Below are 15,418 nucleotides of genomic sequence, written 5' to 3' on the forward strand. Positions count from 1 at the left end.
ATGCTTTGTGCGTTCAATAATCACCTGAAATTAAATCCTAGCATGATCATTGGAAACTGCCGGAATTAGCATTGACTAGGAAAATAAATTATCTTATACTCGGTCATATTAGGAGAATAATTTCCGATGTATAAGTAAAGAAGAATAAATATTTTTCAGTTTGGACTTTTTATGTAAAAATATGCTAAATTTTAATTCCTTCAGGAAATCACTCTACATAATGCGGATTGGAACCGCTCTTAAGTTTTTTCAGAGCTATGCACCTAAGGATCGAAGCGACTTATAGGGAAAAGTAGGGAAGTATGATGGGCATGGGCTCAAGCAGACAAGAAAAGTTCAATGGAAAACGTAACATTTTAAAAATAGTATTCATTTATGCACTTATTACAGGTCTGTGGATTGTAATGACAGACACTGTATTAGCTATATTTTTCAAAGATGCGGAAACGATAACTAGAATACAAACGTTAAAAGGCCTTTTCTTTGTCCTTATCATGGCTTGGTTGCTGTATGTCCTTATAAAGATTAATAATTTTAAGCGGAATCAAATAGAAGAAATGCTTCGTGACAGCGAGTCCAGATACCGGAAAATCATTAAGCTTTCGCCGGAGCCTATAACGATTCATAGCGACGGTATTTTGATCTATGCGAATGATGCTGCGTTGAAAGTCGTTGGGGCAACCAGGATTGAGGAAGTAGTAGGTAAACCGATCTTTGATTTTTTACATCCCGACTATCATGAGATGGAGATCGAACGAAGTCAAACCATTATACCGACAGAAGAACGGTCGGAATGCATCGAGCAGAAGATTATTCGCTTAGATGGCGAAATTATAGACATCGAAACATCATGCATCTGTATTGAAAAATATATGGGTAAGCCCGTGATTCAAAATGTGATGAGAGACATCACAGAGAGAAAGCGAACAGAGGAAATGTTTATAAAGTCTGAGAAGCTTTCGGTGGTAGGGCAATTGGCAGCGGGGGTTGCTCATGAAATTCGAAATCCCTTAACGTCTTTAAAAGGCTTTTTGCAATTATTAAATTCTAAAAATCTTGGTTATGAAAACTATTTTGAGATTATGCAGGCTGAGATCGAACGAATCAATTTTATTGTAAATGAGTTTATGGTCGTTTCAAATCCGCAGGTCGTCCGCTCGCTGGAAGAGAAGAATCTGGAAAGTATTATTCGTAATATCGTAATGTTGCTGGACGCACAGGCAAATCTAATCAATGTACAAATCATAACCGAATACGATCGTAATATTCCCATAATGAAATGTGACGAAAATCAGCTGAAGCAGGTTTTTATTAACATCCTTAAAAATGCGCTGGAAGCGATGGATAATGGGGGAATCATCCGTATTCAAGTTAAAAATATTCAGCGTGATCAAATATTAATCCGGTTTATTGATCAGGGGGTTGGCATTCCTGAGGAAGAGCTGCCAAAGCTCGGCGAGCCGTTCCATTCTACCAAGGAAAAGGGAACGGGGCTCGGATTAATGGTAACGAATAAAATAATAGAAGGGCATAAGGGGAGTATGTCGATAAAGAGTAAAGTGAATCAAGGAACGACTATCGATATCATCCTGCCTATTGAATAACCGAAGAAGCTGGAGTGCGAGGGAGACATCATGTCTTCCTCTTTTTTTTGCTTCCTAGTATTTCAAAAAGTGAAACCTCCCAATAAATGGATACGTAATAATGGTTTGTTACCTAAAATTTGGGAGAGGCAGTGTGAAAATGAGAAGATTTTTGTATTTTGCTAGAACCGCTCTATGGGCCAAATCGTTTGCCGTAGCCTTATTGACCGTATGCTTAATGACCTCAACCGTCTACGCCGCAGCGACGGAAACCGGAGGCGGAGAAAAACCAGTAGAGCTGAATGAGAAAAGCGCAGTAGAATTCCTCGATGGATTCTTTGCCTCGGAAGCTGCCAAACCCCATTATGTTGGCGCATCCGTCGTTGTCGTGAAAGACGGCAAGGTTATCGCGCAGAAAGGGTATGGCGTTGCGGATAAGGAGACGAAAGAAGCAGTAGACCCAACGTCCACTGTGTTCCGGATCGCTTCGGTTTCGAAGTCCTTTACGGCCGTAGCAGCTATGCAGCTTATCGAGCAGGGCAAGATTAGCCTAAAGGACGATTTTTTGAAGTACGTTCCAGACCTAAAGGTCGATAATCCTTTCAACACTCCCGTTACGATCGAGCATCTGTTGACACACACGACGGGATTTGAAATTCGTGATCCGAATCAGGAAGATCTTCACTTGGATTTTGATAAAGTCGTCTCCATTCAAGACTATGTCCGCGCCAATTTGCCTCCGGTTGTTCGGAAGCCGGGCAGCTCCTATATGTATGATAATTTCGCTTCTATGCTGCTTGGGCTAGTCGTTGAGAAAGCTAGCGGCGTACCATTCGAGACCTATATGGACCAAAATATTTTTAAACCGCTCGGAATGAACAACAGCGGCTTCAAACTTGAAGGCAAGCTGAAGGAGCAATTGGCTGCAGGATATGATGCGGCAGGCCAGCGAGTGGAGACTTACGCACTCACGCCAACCATTATGCCGCAAGGCGGAATGCTTACTACCGCCGAGGACGTTGGTAAATTTATGGTTGCTTTCCTTAATGGCGGAGCAGCCGGATCCAGTCGAATTCTTGCCAATAACTCGGTAGACCAAATGGAAGTATATCGCTCAGCTATTCATCCGCTTTTGCCTGATACGACTTATGGATTTGAAGCTCCTTTCCAGATTCCCGGTGCCGGAAGCAGTTCGAAAGTCATTTCGAAAGGCGGCGATCTGCCAGATTTCAGCTCTTATTTATTTCTTATCCCCGAGCAGAATACCGGTGTATTCTTAACGTATAACCAACAAGGCATACTGCGCAACCTGTTTTATCCGCAGTTCATTCAGACCTTTTTCCCGCAATATGCGGCGCCCGCGAAGCTTGCCGACTACAAGGCTTCGTCAAGCGACGAGCTGGAAAAGTTCAACGGTTACTATGCGGATCTACGGCTCCAAAGCATTGTATCGAGCCTGAAGACGGAGGATGCGGATCTGACGATTACCGACGCTGTTATCGGGCCTCGTAAGCTGCATCAAGTGGATGCCAACTTATTCGTCGACGAGCTGACGAATCAATTTACCGCATTCAAGGTGGATGAGAACGGCAGCGTTCTGTATATGAAAGAGCCTTATCTCAACCCGCTAGGCTATGCAAGCAAAGGGGTAAAGCCGGCAGGCTTTACCGATGTGCCGAAAGAGCATGCTTATGCCGAGCAAATATTAACGCTGCAGTCGCTTGGCTATTATGCGAACGATGCAAGCAAAGCATTTGGTCCGGAACGGCAGGTAACGAGAGGAGAATACGTGCAGTTTCTTTTGGAGTCGAACAATCTGAAAGGCAGCAAAACGACGGAGCTGGCTTTTAGCGACTTGGCAGGCCATCCTTCGGCAGCCTTCATCCAAGCAGCTTATGAGCTTGGCATGGTGAAGGGCAGCGGCACCGGGAAGTTCGTACCGGACCGCGCCATTACGCGTCAAGAAGCAGCGGTTATGCTGTGGCGCTTGCTAAGCGCTCAGTACCCTCAGGAGCTATTTAAAGATGTGAAGCTTGAAGGTAAAACAGATGCTTGGGCAGTTCCAGCCGTTCAAATGATGGTCGCTCTCGGCATCCATGGACCGGAGGTTCAAGTGAATGCAAAAGGGGCAGCGAATTACCAATCACGGAAGGTGTTAAACCAGCAGGAGCTGGCGGCCATTCTATTCGCGCTGCTTACGCAGCCGACGGATCAGATTGCTGCGGCGCTCTCGCAAAGTGCACCGGGAAGCTTCAGTCCTGTCATTTTACCAAAAGCCTCATAGGGCCTCGAAACTTTAGGTACGAGTAACTCAAGGCTTTGCCAAGAGCCTGCGATTACGCCAACCGTAAGGGAAGCGATAATGGCAGGCTCTATTTTTTGCTTAGGCAAGCTTTACTGACCATCGAACATCGAAAGAATCTTTCTATTTCCTATCAAAAGGAAACGGGTATAATTCAAACTATCAGAAGAGTTAGGAGGAGCATAGGATGAAGCGAAATGAAAAGTTAAAAGAATATTCGTTATCTGATCTCGAACGTATAAAAGTTCATGGCAGAACAACAGGATGCCGTTCTCCATTAACCTTGTTTTGGACAGGAAGCGCAATTGAATTAAATGTTAAAGGCTCTGAGCTTTGGATTGAAGTAGAGGCAGACTATGATACTTATGAGCCGTGGGTTAGTGTAGTGATGAATTCTGTTCCTGTAAGCAGGCAAATGGTGACGGCAGGGAGACATTGGGTCTGTGTATTTCGGGGCATGAATGAAAATGTCATAAAGAATATCCGGATTGTAAAAGACGTGCAGCCGATGAGTGCGGATCCAGCCTGCTCGCTGCAGATTCATGCCGTGAAGTTTGACGGAGAGCTTTTGCCGGTTGAGGAGAGACCCTATAAATTAGAGTTTATTGGTGACAGTATTACTTCAGGAGAAGGCGCAATAGGAGCTAAAGCCGAAGAAGACTGGGTTCCGATGTGGTTTAGCGCCATAAACAATTATAGCGCAATGACGGCAGAAGCTCTGAATGCAGAATATCGAGTTATTTCTCAAAGCGGATGGGGAGTATTGACGAGCTGGGATAATAATCCTCATGCTAATATTCCGGAATATTACGAGTATGTGTGTGGTCTGCTTACCGGAGAAAAAAATGAAGCATTGGGCGCTTTTAATGAAAATGATTTTGATGCCTGGCAGCCTGATGTTGTCGTGATCAACCTCGGATCAAATGATGGGGGAGCATTTCTTACACCAGAATGGACAGACGAAAGCACTGGGAAAACCTATAAACAACGTTTAAATGAAGATGGCACCTATAATGAAGAAGATTTGGCATCCTTCGAGAAGGCAGTTGAGAACTTCCTCATTAAACTTAGAAAATATAATAAAAAAGCCCATCTGGTATGGGCCTATGGCATGCTAGGCATGCCGCTAATGCCGGCGATCTACCGTGCTGTAGATTCTTATATCCGAAAAACAGGCGATAGGATGATGTCTGTTTTTCAGCTTCCCAATATGACTGACGATACAATAGGTTCAAGAAGCCACCCAGGAGGATCCGCCCATGAGAAAGCAGCGATAGAGTTAGCGGAGTATATAAAAGGAATCATTTGATATTGTGTTCAGAATACAGAGCATCGTGTTCGAAATAAAGAGAAGAGGTGTGCCTGATCCCGGCGCGCCTCTTCTTTTTGGCTTTATGGATTGACCGTTCGAATATCGCCAGAGATGCCTTGGATTAGCAGAAAATGGTCAAACCTTGCTTGAGCGCCGTCACCGACCGGGGACTGCGCGACCACACCTACTTTGATCTCATCCGGGCAATCCAACCTGAAATAACGGACCAGCTTCCATTGCTCCCCGTCCAATGAATAGTGGAAGGCGAAGCAGTTTCCGGCCCTTGCCATTCGCAGATACGGCTGACTGGTTTCTGCTTTGGCGGAGATGCAATCATCCGAGCTCTCCTTGGTCACGACACTGAGGATGGAGGGATGATCCGCAAAAAACTCAAAGCAGAGCTTAGCCCAATGGGTGTCATCGGCCATGATCATCAAGCATCCGGAATCGTATTGCTGCTTCATCTCCACGCTGACTCTGGTGACCGCGCTGAAATCGCCTTTGACCCGGGTATACAAAAAAGGTGCGGAGGATTTGACATTGTCCCCTGACGGATCAATAAAAAAATCGGCAACGGCTGGTGCAGAGACGACTAATGCCCGATCGGCGTCAAATTCCCAATGGTCTGGTTCATTTATCCAGTTCAGTCCTGCTTGCACAGATTGGCCGGAGCAGCTATCAAATAAGTTCATGGATACACCTCTGCTTTGTATGTGGTATATTTCTCTACCATTTTATTTAATAATATGTTTTATTACAACAATTTCCCATTAATTTGAGGCAATAGACTAGAGCACGAGCAATCTTTAATAGCCCCTCATATGCTAGAGAAAGGGGGGGGTTGACATTATGGGTTATCGAAGTACATCGGTAAAGAGCAAATGGGTAAAAACGAAGTGGCTGCTTAAAAAAGCAAATATACGAAAATATGTTCCTCATACATTACTCTTTAACCAAAGCAATCTTAGCAGTATGCTTTCTCAGTATTCAACCGTTTATTTCAAACCTACCGGCGGCACAGGCGGCTTTAATATTAATCGTATAAAAAAGCTGGAGAAGGGCTATGAAATTCAACACAACGCAAAGAAAAATCGTTACGCGACAGTAAAGGCTCTCCATGGCCAATTGAAGAAACGTGCATCGGGGCAATCCTATTTGCTGCAGAAGGGCATTCAACTAGCTGCTGTAAAAGGCAGGCCCTTCGATATCCGCGTCATGGTTCAAAAATCGAACGGCGGCGTATGGAAGACCACTGCGATTTTTACGAAAATAGGAGTGCCCGGCAAAGTCGCGACAAACTACCATCAAGGCGGCGAGCTTGGATATTTTCAGCAAACGCTGTCTAAAGCAGGCTTCAGCAAGAACACGATCGATCAGAAAGAAAAAGAGCTAAAGAATCTTGGTAAATCCGTTGGCCAATTATTTGACAAACATAGCAGTGGATTTCGAGAGCTGGGTCTCGACGTTGCTTTAGACAAAAAAGGCAACGCTTGGATTCTTGAGGTGAATACAAGACCTCAGTTTTATCCGCTGAAGCAAATGAAAGACAAAAGCATGTATCGCAGCATTATGGCCTATGCCAAGCAATACGGAAGAAAAAAATAGAAACAAAAGCGAAGCATTTGTAATGGTTCAATTAATAGATGAATGACTTAATCAAACAGTGAATAAATCGGGTTGCCTTGTCGGGGGCGACTCTTTTTTTTTTGTCTTAACCAGCTCGCACGCAAAAGTGGAATTCGATTGCTCCATACAGCGCTGCAAAGGAATTTTATTTGCAAATGACGAATTTATCCAATATCATTTCTGCTCGCGTTGTCGATTCTGAGGCATATGGTTCGTCGTCTATATAGGAAGAGGTCGTTGTATTTCCAAAATGAATGCGGGAGGAAATTAAATATGAGATTTATGATGATCGTTAAAGGTACCAAGGATTCCGAGGCAGGGATAATGCCCAGCCAGGAGCTTCTCGAAGCGATGCTCCGCTACAACGAAGAATTGGCTAAGGCAGGCGTGCTGCTCGCTGCAGATGGATTGCAGGCCAGCTCGCATGGCATTCGGATTTCCTATCCGAATCCTGGAGAGAAGCCGAAAGTAATCGACGGGCCATTCACCGAAGCGAAAGAAATAATAGCCGGATATACGCTTATTGAAGTTAAGTCGAGGGAAGAAGCAATCGAATGGGCCATGCGCATGCCGGATCCCCATGGCAACGGCGAAGGGGAAATCGAGCTGCGGCAGGTGATGGATGCAGAGGATTTAACGCAGAATCCGGAAACGCTGGCGATGGAAGCCGCGCTTCGCATCCAAATGGAGAGGCCTAAGAAATCGTGAACGGTTCCGCAACCCAGCGCACAATAGATGCCATCTGGCGAATTGAATCGGCTAAGCTGATTGCCGGATTGACGCGGATGGTGCGTGACGTCGGTCTAGCGGAAGATCTGGCACAGGATGCCCTTGTCATTGCATTGGAACGGTGGCCAGTTTCCGGCATACCGGATAACCCCGGGGCTTGGCTCATGACGACGGCGAAGCGCCGCGCGATCGATTTCATCCGCAGGAGCAAAGTCCGCGAGCAGAAATACGAGGAATTTGGACGAGGAAACGAAATGTACACCGAGGACGATATTGCTATGGCGATGGATGGCGAAGTGGGGGATGATCTTCTTCGATTAATTTTCACGACCTGCCATCCAGCCTTATCGCAAGAGGCACGGGTAACGTTGACGCTGCGTCTGCTGGGGGGCCTTACGACCGACGAAATCGCGCATGCATTCCTCATCGCGGAATCGACGATTGCGCAGCGGATTGTCCGGGCAAAGCGCACGTTAAGCAGCATGCGTGTTGCCTTCGAGGTTCCTGCGGGCGAGGAGCTCAAGGAACGCCTGTCGACGGTGCTCGAAGTGATTTATCTGATGTTTAATGAGGGCTATACGGCAACTTCCGGCGGCAGCTGGATACGTCCGCTGCTTTGTCAGGAGGCGCTTAGGCTCGGGCGTGTCCTTGCGGAAATCGCACCTGGGGAACCGGAGGTTCACGGCTTGGTTGCATTGATGGAAATCCAATCGTCGCGGTTCAAAACCCGGGTGAGCGCTGGGGGCGAACCCATCCTGCTTATGGATCAGAACCGCGCATTATGGGACCAGCTGCTGATCCGCCGCGGCTTGGCTGCTCTCGAACGCGCGCAGAAGCTCGGACGGCCGCTTGGTCCCTATGCGCTTCAAGCCGCGATTGCTGCATGCCACGCGAAAGCCCGTACCGCAGCCGAGACCGACTGGGCCCGTATCGCAGCCTTATATGAAGCTTTATCACGCGTAATGCCGTCGCCTGTCGTGGAATTAAACCGCGCGGTGGCGATTGCCATGGCCTTCGGTCCAGCCTTCGGCCTGCAAATCGTAGATGAGCTGACCGCTGTGCCATCGTTGAAGGACTATCATCTGCTGCCGAGCGTGCGGGGAGATCTATTGGCAAAATTAGGCCGCAGCGGTGAAGCGCGCGGTGAATTTGAGCGTGCCGCTTCGCTGACACGCAATGTGCGCGAGCGCGAGCTGATGTTAAAGCGCGCCGAGGAATGTGCTTCAGATAGGCATGTCGATTAGCGGGCTTCCCGTTCGTCGTTATAGCAGCGGCGGGTTTAACTGCATTCCGTCCTCATTCCAATTCGGGAGGAAACACCAATGCGATATATGTTAATGGTGAAAGCAACAAAGCATTCAGAAGCTGGCGTGAAGCCTGGCTGGAAACACCACGATGCGATGGCAGCGTTCAACGAAGCCTTGGCCAGCGCCGGCGTGCTCCTTGCTGCTGAGGAGCTGCGGCCGAGCTCGAGCGGACTGCGAATCACGTATCCGGTAAGCGGCGAGACGCCTGAGATTATGGCTGGACCGTTTGCGGAGACGGGAAGTTTGGTAGCAGGATATACGCTGATTGATGTGAAAACGGAAGAAGAAGCCATCGCATGGGCGATGCGCATGCCACATCCAAGCGGGTGCAGAGAATGTGAAATCGAGCTCCGCCTGCTTTTTGATAATGAGAGCCTGCTTCGGGCTTCCGAATCAACGCTGCTGGAAGCCGACCTTAGAGACCAAATGGATATGTTGAAAAAAAGTTAAAATTATTTTTCATAGCTGTCGAATTGGCCGTTATCCGTTCGTCGTGTTAATAAAGCCATGAATTTTACGCAAAAAAAGGAGACGGAAAAAATGAACCAAGAAGTAACGGAATTTATCGGTGCGATAAAATTGCCTTGGCAAGGAGAACTATGCGCCCGCCTGCGCGAGGCTGTTCATGGAGCGATTCCCGGCGTTCAGGAGCGCATTCAATACAAAAAGCCGCATTTTTTGAGTAATGGAAAATACGCGGCCGTTATTTCGACGTCGAAAGACGCCGTCAGCTTTACCATCTTTAACGCAAGTGAGCTATCGCTTCCGGAAGGCTTGTTCGAAGGTCCGCCGGAAAGAAAAACAATCAAGATTCGTGAAGGGCAGGCGGTTGATTGCGAGCAGCTGTCATCGCTGGTCGGCCAAGCAGCTGCAGCTTTATAGGAATACGCTGATGCTAGGTTCATAACGGGATGAACGAAAACAGAGCTAAGGAATGGTGATCTCCTTAGCTCTGTTTTCATTTTCTTTTCTATTGGTCAACCAGCCGCAGCAGTTCATCAACAACAAGCTCTGGCTGATAGCTGTGCAGGTAATGGGAGCTGTCTTGCACGATGATTTGCTTGCCGGAAACAGACCATGAGGGAAGCGCGGCTTCATTGTCTTTCCATGCGCGGTCCTCGGCGAGCTTACCGAAATAATCCGCCGTCAAGACGGTAAGAGGGATGTTGAGAGGTTTTCCGCCTGCTAGCACGGTTTCAGCATTCTCCCGGCTTTGCCGTATTTCATCTCTCATATTCCGATTTCCGACCTTAAGCAGTGTGGCCTTGCGATTTAATTCCTTCCGTTCCTCCGTCAACAGCTTATCCCCGTTGCTTTGGTTGGCTACCCATTCCTGGAAGCCGTTAAAATGATACAAAGCCCGCAATAGGCCGGTTGTTCGGAGACCGCTGTGTATCCACGGAATAAAAGTAAGCTCCGGGCTGGTTTTGTAATATTCCGGACTTCCGCCTTCCGTAAGCAGAATGCCCTTCACTTCTTCCGGGAACCGCTGCGCATACCGAATGGCTTCCAGGGCACCCAGTGAGTGCGCTGCAAACACATAAGGCGGCTTCTGCCCGGAGACGAGCAGAAGCTCATGGATTTCGTTTGTAATCGTATCGATATCCCGTTTCCTGTCCGTCATATCGCTGTAGCCATACCCAAACCGGTCATAGACGGCAATCTTCGCATGCGACTTCAGGCCTTCATACAAAGGTGAGAAATCGGCGTAAGGATTCACCGTTCCCCATCCGGAAGCGAATACGATCGTCGTGTCTCCTTCCCCTTCCGTATAGAGATGCATTTTGCTGCCTGCTACTTCATACAGCTTCCCGACTGGTTTGTATGATTTTTTGTCTTGTACGGAGCCATACCATTGATATACGGTTCCGATACCTGCTAGCCCCACAAGTATGGCGAGCAGATAAACCACTATTTTGCAAACACGTCTCCACAAGTTCTTCCGTCTCCCTTCAAGCTATGCGCTAGCTACCTTCCAGCACTTCGTTCTTTTTAATGTATAGGAATATTATGGAAGGTAAAACCATCTTTAGCAGGGGGGCCGCCCCGACTTTGGTCTGGTTACGCCGTTTGGTGCTACGAAGCCGACGCACGTGAAAGGGGGTCATCTTTGGTTTTCCCGGCACTCGTCTTTCTTCTTTTATAGAAGGACAATATTCCCGACGTAACGGCAATAGATATTGCGGAAAAAAGCCCGCTCGTAAGCGAGAATACGGATAGGCTGGTGAGGACAACCAGGAAGTCGAAGGAGAAGTTGGTTTTGCCGGGATTGATCCCGTATTTCTTGTACAGGTAAACCGCAAGAATCGTTGCGCCGCCAAGGGAAGCATCGTTTCGAAACAAAGTGGTAAGGCCTGCTCCGATGAATGCGCCTCCGGCAATGGCTCCAATCCACGGCGGAATCGTAAAAGCAGGCAATGCATGGTCCGTGGCGCTTATTACGGAGAGAAGCGCAATGGCAAGAATGGTTTTGACAGTAAACGATTTGCCCATGTGAAAATAAGAGAAAATAAAAAACGGCAGGTTAAGCAAGGCGAAAATATAGTGGAATGGGACATGCAGCAGCGGCGATAAGCTTAAAGAGAGTCCGGCTGTTCCGCCGGTGACGATATGCGAATGCTTCAGGATGACCAAACCGCCGGCGATCACGAAGCAGCCAATTGCAATATGGAGCCAAATTCTTGCGGTTTCCTTCATCTTGTTGCCTGACTTCCGTATCATATTGCATGCACCGCCATCTTAAGTTTGTTAATTTAAGGATACAAAACAGCGCGTACCGGATATATAATAAACTGAACGAAAATAATGTGAGTTTAGGTTACATTGCATCAAATAACCGCTTCTTTTCTGCAAAATGAAGGAGGGCTTGCGATGATGGATCAATTGGATCGAACGCTGCTCCAACTGCTGCAGGAGGATGGGCGAATGACTGTCAGCGAGCTTTCTAAGCGACTGGCCTTAAGCCGTCCCAGTATATCGGAGCGTATGCTTCGTCTGCAGGAGAGGGGAGTCATAACCGGATTTGGCGCACGGGTATCGCCGGCGGCTGTGGGAAGGAACATTCAGCTGATTATTCAAATGAGCGAGTTGAAGGTATTCCCAACCGAATTCGAAAAACGCATTATGATTGACGATGAAATCATAGAATGCCATCGCGTAACCGGAACGGTCAGCTATATTTTGAAGGCGGCGGTAACGGGGATGGATGCGCTGAGCGAGCTCGTGGAGCGGCTTATGCCCTTCGGTAATGTCAATACGTCGGTTATCCTTTCTTCACCGGTGATGAACCGGAGTATGCTGCCAAAGGAATAAACAATTAACCCGAGCTTTCTCACCCAGAGGCGCAAAAAAACCGCACAGGCCTTAGCCCGCGCGGTTTTCTTATGCTCTTTTTTATCTCTCGCAAGCAATGAGGTCCTTGTCCCTATCGCTTTTCTTGTTGGCATCGTACAAGGCTTTGGAGACGAATGGTTTATATTTCGTTTTTCCGCCCTTATTTTTAACGGAAGCGGACTGTGCTACGCCGCCTGCATAGTCTTTATTTAGTTCTTTGCAGTTATTATAGGTTTTCGCTTCCGATTTCGCGCTGGCTTGATTGCTGGGAATAGCGGGACTGCTGAGTAAGAGGCATGCCGAAATGATTGCAATGAGCTGTTTTTTCAAATTGTATTTCTCCTTTATATGTAAATGGCAGTTGTTTCTTTTAGTATGATACAACAGTCATCAAGCTTACGCCATAAAGCGGGTGAAAATCGTTTTTTATCAATTGCCGAATGACGCTAAAATGCTGATCAAAGCATGCCTATGAACGCCATTTGATGTTTTAATGTTAATGCCGCACGCGCTTTGGGTAATAGTTAATAGTTTTCGCAGGCGGTTGCATGGCGTAAACGCATGCGATCCGAATACGAGAGGAGGGCTGCGCTATGCCATGGACAAAAGATGAATATCCGGATTCCCTAAAAAACTTTATGGCCCCCGTTCGCAATAAAGCGATTGAAATTGCGAATGCTTTATTGGAGGACGGCTATGAAGAAGGCAGGGCCATTGCGATTGCAACGTCTCAGGCCAAAGAGTGGGGCGAGAACCGGGATAAGCAGATACGAAAAAAGACACAGTAGGCTGTTCAGGCCGCACGGAAAAACGCCGCCAACCCAAAAGCACTAACATGCTATTGGGTTGGCGGCGTTTTTTGTTTACGTCCAATGATAACTCTCTCCCATAATGATTGGCGTTTTGAAATAGGCATCCATGCAGGAGTTATGGATATATTTGTCGAATATTGTCACTCTTATATCGTTCAATCATGGAAAAGGGTGTATAGGATGGGGAAACAGACACGGGGTGCGGGGCGTAAGGGTAAAATCAAATTTCAAAGCTTGCTCGTGGGGCTGCTTGCATTCACGTTATTAGGCTCGACCGTCATCTTGATGGCGGTCTCGATTCATAAGCAGAATGAGACGCTAACCGCGTCTATGCTGCAGAGAAATTTTGAGGGAGCGCGGAATTTAACGATATCGGTGAACACTATCAAAGATTTAATGTTCCACGAGCTGGGCAGCACGGCTCGCTATATGTTAGACGAGCGGATAACGTACGAGGATAATCCTCGTACGATCGGTGCGCTTCTTATGGGCAACCACATGTTCAACGGTGCGATGCTCGTGGATCAATCCGGCATCGTTCGGGTATCGACGCAGGATGCTGGCTTTCTTCCCGGGTATCAGCTTGATGACGAGATGCTTTCGCATGCCAGTGGCAGACGAGGCCCATCCGTATCCGAGGCTTTCCAAGCTCCAGGCGGACATCGAATGATTATGGTGGTTCATCCGTTCCAAGCACCCGGTCAACCGTCCGGCGGATTTATTGTCGGCTTAATCGATCTGCAGGCGCGGAACGTGTTCACCGATATGTTCGACCATGCGATCAAGTGCAGCGTGGGAACGTACGCCTACATCGTTGACCGCCAAGGCGAACTTCTGCTAAATCCGGACGACAGCAGGGAGAACGAAATCGTACCGGCCAGCGTAATTCAAGAAACATTTAAAGGCGAAAAGATGCGATTCGCATAGTGAAAATGAAACACGCGGATACGCGCTTATCGTTATTGACATCGACCATTTCAAAAACGTGAATGACACGTACGGACATAACAAGGGTGACGAGACGCTCATCCATCTGGCTCGTATTCTTAAGGCGGAATGCCGAAAGGAGGATTTCGTCTGCCGATTGGGCGGCGAAGAGTTTGTGGCTGTGCTGCCGAAGTATTCGCTGCTGGAAGGAACGGAGCTGGCCGAGCGCATTCGGAGCAAGGCCGAGAGCGTCAACAGTCCAACGGGCAAGCCGATTACGGTATCGATCGGAGTGGCTGTTTATCCTGAGCATGGATCTCATTTTGATAATGTGTTCCAACGGGCGGATGAAGCACTCTATAAAGCCAAGTGTGCTGGACGCAACCGGACAATGCAACAGCCGGATGACAAGCCGGGAAGTTCGTTTTTTTATGCGAGAGGGTCATGCGGAGCATGAGGCCATAAAAAAGGCAGCCTAATTCTTCTTCAGCCAGCGCTGCAGATCGTGAGCATTTTGTTCTGAGGAGCCCGTTGGTATATATTTGTTAAAAGGTTGGGACCTCTTGATGGCGTCCCAGCCTCTTTTTTTTCTCGGGTGAGCTAGAAAGATATAATCTCACCGTCTTCCGGAATGATTGCCGCATGCTCAAGACCGCGATCCTGCAAAAATGCCCGGAGATGCTGACGTTTGAATGTGCAATGGCTGATGGCATCCATATGGACGGCGACCAGCTTCGTGGCTGGCGACAACTGCGCAATACGAACGATATCCTCGGCGGTCATCGTGATAATCGTCCCTAACAACATCTGGGCGCGAGGCGTATTCAGGACCGCAATATCCGGCTGGTTCGCACGAAATGCCTCCTCAATAGCAGGAGTGTAGATGCAGTCGCCGACAAAATAAACGGAGCCGTCTGCCGGCGTGCTTACAAGGAATCCGGATACCGGTCCGAGCAGCCTTGCGGCAGCGCCTTTGGCATGCTGCCCTTTAATCCGTCTCATCTGAATGCCGCCCCATGCAATCGAATCGTCAACCACATGTACATTGCTGAAGCCAGCGGTTTGCAAGAAAGCTTGATCCTCCGGTTGGCAAAACAGAGGGAGCGTCTTGTTTAGAATGGAGATTGCCTTTTTATCCAGATGGTCGAAATGCCGGTGCGTCAAAAGAATAGCATCCATATTTTCAAAAAAGTTTAGAGGAACGGGCAGAGGGGTTAATGGATTTCTGCGAAAAGACCGCGTGAATGGAACAGGCGGAAGCTCGCCCACATCACTCAGCATCGGATCGACAAGTATTTTTTTATCATTCAGGGTTAATACCGATGTAGCATTGCGAATATGTTGAATTGAAACAGCCATAATAACATCTCCTATACTCATTTAATACCGACCGGTCTGTTTTAAATTAGCATATCTTTGTTTTGGAATCAAGAGTAATTTTCCACAAATTGAAAACGCTTGTTTAGCGGAAGGTTGTACTCGAGTAC

At 47.7% G+C, this 15,418-nt stretch carries 17 protein-coding genes; 12 read left to right on the forward strand and 5 right to left on the reverse strand.

Annotated elements, in window-relative coordinates; translation table 11 throughout:
* Positions 1-311 precede the first annotated feature (311 nt).
* From ACN6MW_RS16585 to ACN6MW_RS16595, 3 genes are all read left to right on the forward strand, one after another.
* Positions 312-1,604: an ATP-binding protein gene (locus tag ACN6MW_RS16585; protein WP_419871199.1), complete on the forward strand. Its 1,293-nt coding sequence runs from the start codon at positions 312-314 to the stop codon at positions 1,602-1,604.
* Between the two features lie 139 nt (positions 1,605-1,743).
* Entirely contained in the window at positions 1,744-3,867 is a 2,124-nt protein-coding gene (locus tag ACN6MW_RS16590) for a serine hydrolase (RefSeq protein WP_419876366.1), read from the forward strand.
* Between the two features lie 205 nt (positions 3,868-4,072).
* The gene (locus ACN6MW_RS16595; RefSeq protein WP_419871200.1) at positions 4,073-5,194 is read left to right on the forward strand and encodes an SGNH/GDSL hydrolase family protein; all 1,122 of its coding nucleotides are present in this window, start codon (positions 4,073-4,075) and stop codon (positions 5,192-5,194) included.
* Positions 5,195-5,277: 83 nt separating this feature from the next.
* Here ACN6MW_RS16595 and ACN6MW_RS16600 read toward each other — a convergent pair whose 3' ends face one another.
* Positions 5,278-5,889, reverse strand: coding sequence for a DUF1349 domain-containing protein (locus tag ACN6MW_RS16600; protein ID WP_419871201.1), 612 nt, complete (start codon positions 5,887-5,889; stop codon positions 5,278-5,280).
* A gap of 157 nt (positions 5,890-6,046) precedes the next feature.
* Between ACN6MW_RS16600 and ACN6MW_RS16605 the strand changes: the two genes are divergently transcribed.
* From ACN6MW_RS16605 to ACN6MW_RS16625, 5 genes are all read left to right on the forward strand, one after another.
* Positions 6,047-6,802, forward strand: coding sequence for a YheC/YheD family protein (locus ACN6MW_RS16605; RefSeq protein WP_419871202.1), 756 nt, complete (start codon positions 6,047-6,049; stop codon positions 6,800-6,802).
* Between the two features lie 294 nt (positions 6,803-7,096).
* Entirely contained in the window at positions 7,097-7,531 is a 435-nt protein-coding gene (locus ACN6MW_RS16610; protein ID WP_419871203.1) for a YciI family protein, read from the forward strand.
* Complete coding sequence (locus ACN6MW_RS16615) at positions 7,528-8,796, forward strand: RNA polymerase sigma factor (protein WP_419871204.1); 1,269 nt, start codon at positions 7,528-7,530, stop codon at positions 8,794-8,796. Before ACN6MW_RS16610 ends, ACN6MW_RS16615 begins: the two co-directional genes overlap by 4 nt.
* Positions 8,797-8,874: 78 nt before the next feature.
* Positions 8,875-9,309, forward strand: coding sequence for a YciI family protein (locus tag ACN6MW_RS16620; protein ID WP_419871205.1), 435 nt, complete (start codon positions 8,875-8,877; stop codon positions 9,307-9,309).
* Between the two features lie 90 nt (positions 9,310-9,399).
* Complete coding sequence (locus ACN6MW_RS16625; RefSeq protein ID WP_419871206.1) at positions 9,400-9,741, forward strand: DUF1801 domain-containing protein; 342 nt, start codon at positions 9,400-9,402, stop codon at positions 9,739-9,741.
* 88 nt (positions 9,742-9,829) lie between these two features.
* Here the strand turns inward: ACN6MW_RS16625 and ACN6MW_RS16630 are convergent, their stop codons facing one another.
* A complete protein-coding gene (locus ACN6MW_RS16630) occupies positions 9,830-10,795 on the reverse strand; it encodes an alpha/beta fold hydrolase (RefSeq protein ID WP_419871207.1) in 966 nt (321 codons plus the stop codon).
* 140 nt (positions 10,796-10,935) lie between these two features.
* A complete protein-coding gene (locus ACN6MW_RS16635) occupies positions 10,936-11,580 on the reverse strand; it encodes a YitT family protein (RefSeq protein ID WP_419871208.1) in 645 nt (214 codons plus the stop codon).
* 153 nt (positions 11,581-11,733) lie between these two features.
* On the opposite strand from ACN6MW_RS16635, the gene ACN6MW_RS16640 reads away from it, so the two are divergent.
* Positions 11,734-12,171 carry an Lrp/AsnC family transcriptional regulator gene (locus ACN6MW_RS16640; protein ID WP_419876367.1) on the forward strand — a complete coding sequence of 146 codons (438 nt, stop codon included), beginning with the start codon at positions 11,734-11,736 and terminating at the stop codon, positions 12,169-12,171.
* Positions 12,172-12,252: 81 nt separating this feature from the next.
* Here the strand turns inward: ACN6MW_RS16640 and ACN6MW_RS16645 are convergent, their stop codons facing one another.
* Positions 12,253-12,501, reverse strand: coding sequence for an excalibur calcium-binding domain-containing protein (locus ACN6MW_RS16645; protein WP_419876368.1), 249 nt, complete (start codon positions 12,499-12,501; stop codon positions 12,253-12,255).
* A gap of 284 nt (positions 12,502-12,785) precedes the next feature.
* Here ACN6MW_RS16645 and ACN6MW_RS16650 point away from each other — a divergent pair, with 284 nt between their 5' ends.
* The 3 genes from ACN6MW_RS16650 to ACN6MW_RS16660 all read left to right on the forward strand — a co-directional run bounded on the left by ACN6MW_RS16650 (position 12,786) and on the right by ACN6MW_RS16660 (position 14,388).
* Positions 12,786-12,980: a DUF2188 domain-containing protein gene (locus tag ACN6MW_RS16650; RefSeq protein WP_364150580.1), complete on the forward strand. Its 195-nt coding sequence runs from the start codon at positions 12,786-12,788 to the stop codon at positions 12,978-12,980.
* Positions 12,981-13,184: 204 nt separating this feature from the next.
* Positions 13,185-13,931: a cache domain-containing protein gene (locus ACN6MW_RS16655; RefSeq protein WP_419871209.1), complete on the forward strand. Its 747-nt coding sequence runs from the start codon at positions 13,185-13,187 to the stop codon at positions 13,929-13,931.
* Positions 13,932-13,971: 40 nt separating this feature from the next.
* On the forward strand, positions 13,972-14,388 hold the full coding sequence (locus tag ACN6MW_RS16660; protein WP_419876369.1) for a GGDEF domain-containing protein: 417 nt from the start codon (positions 13,972-13,974) through the stop codon (positions 14,386-14,388).
* Between the two features lie 143 nt (positions 14,389-14,531).
* Here the strand turns inward: ACN6MW_RS16660 and ACN6MW_RS16665 are convergent, their stop codons facing one another.
* Complete coding sequence (locus ACN6MW_RS16665) at positions 14,532-15,290, reverse strand: MBL fold metallo-hydrolase (RefSeq protein ID WP_419871210.1); 759 nt, start codon at positions 15,288-15,290, stop codon at positions 14,532-14,534.
* Positions 15,291-15,418 lie beyond the last annotated feature (128 nt).

The sequence above is a fragment of the Pristimantibacillus sp. PTI5 genome, assembly GCF_048572955.1.
Lineage (GTDB): Bacteria > Bacillota > Bacilli > Paenibacillales > Paenibacillaceae > Pristimantibacillus.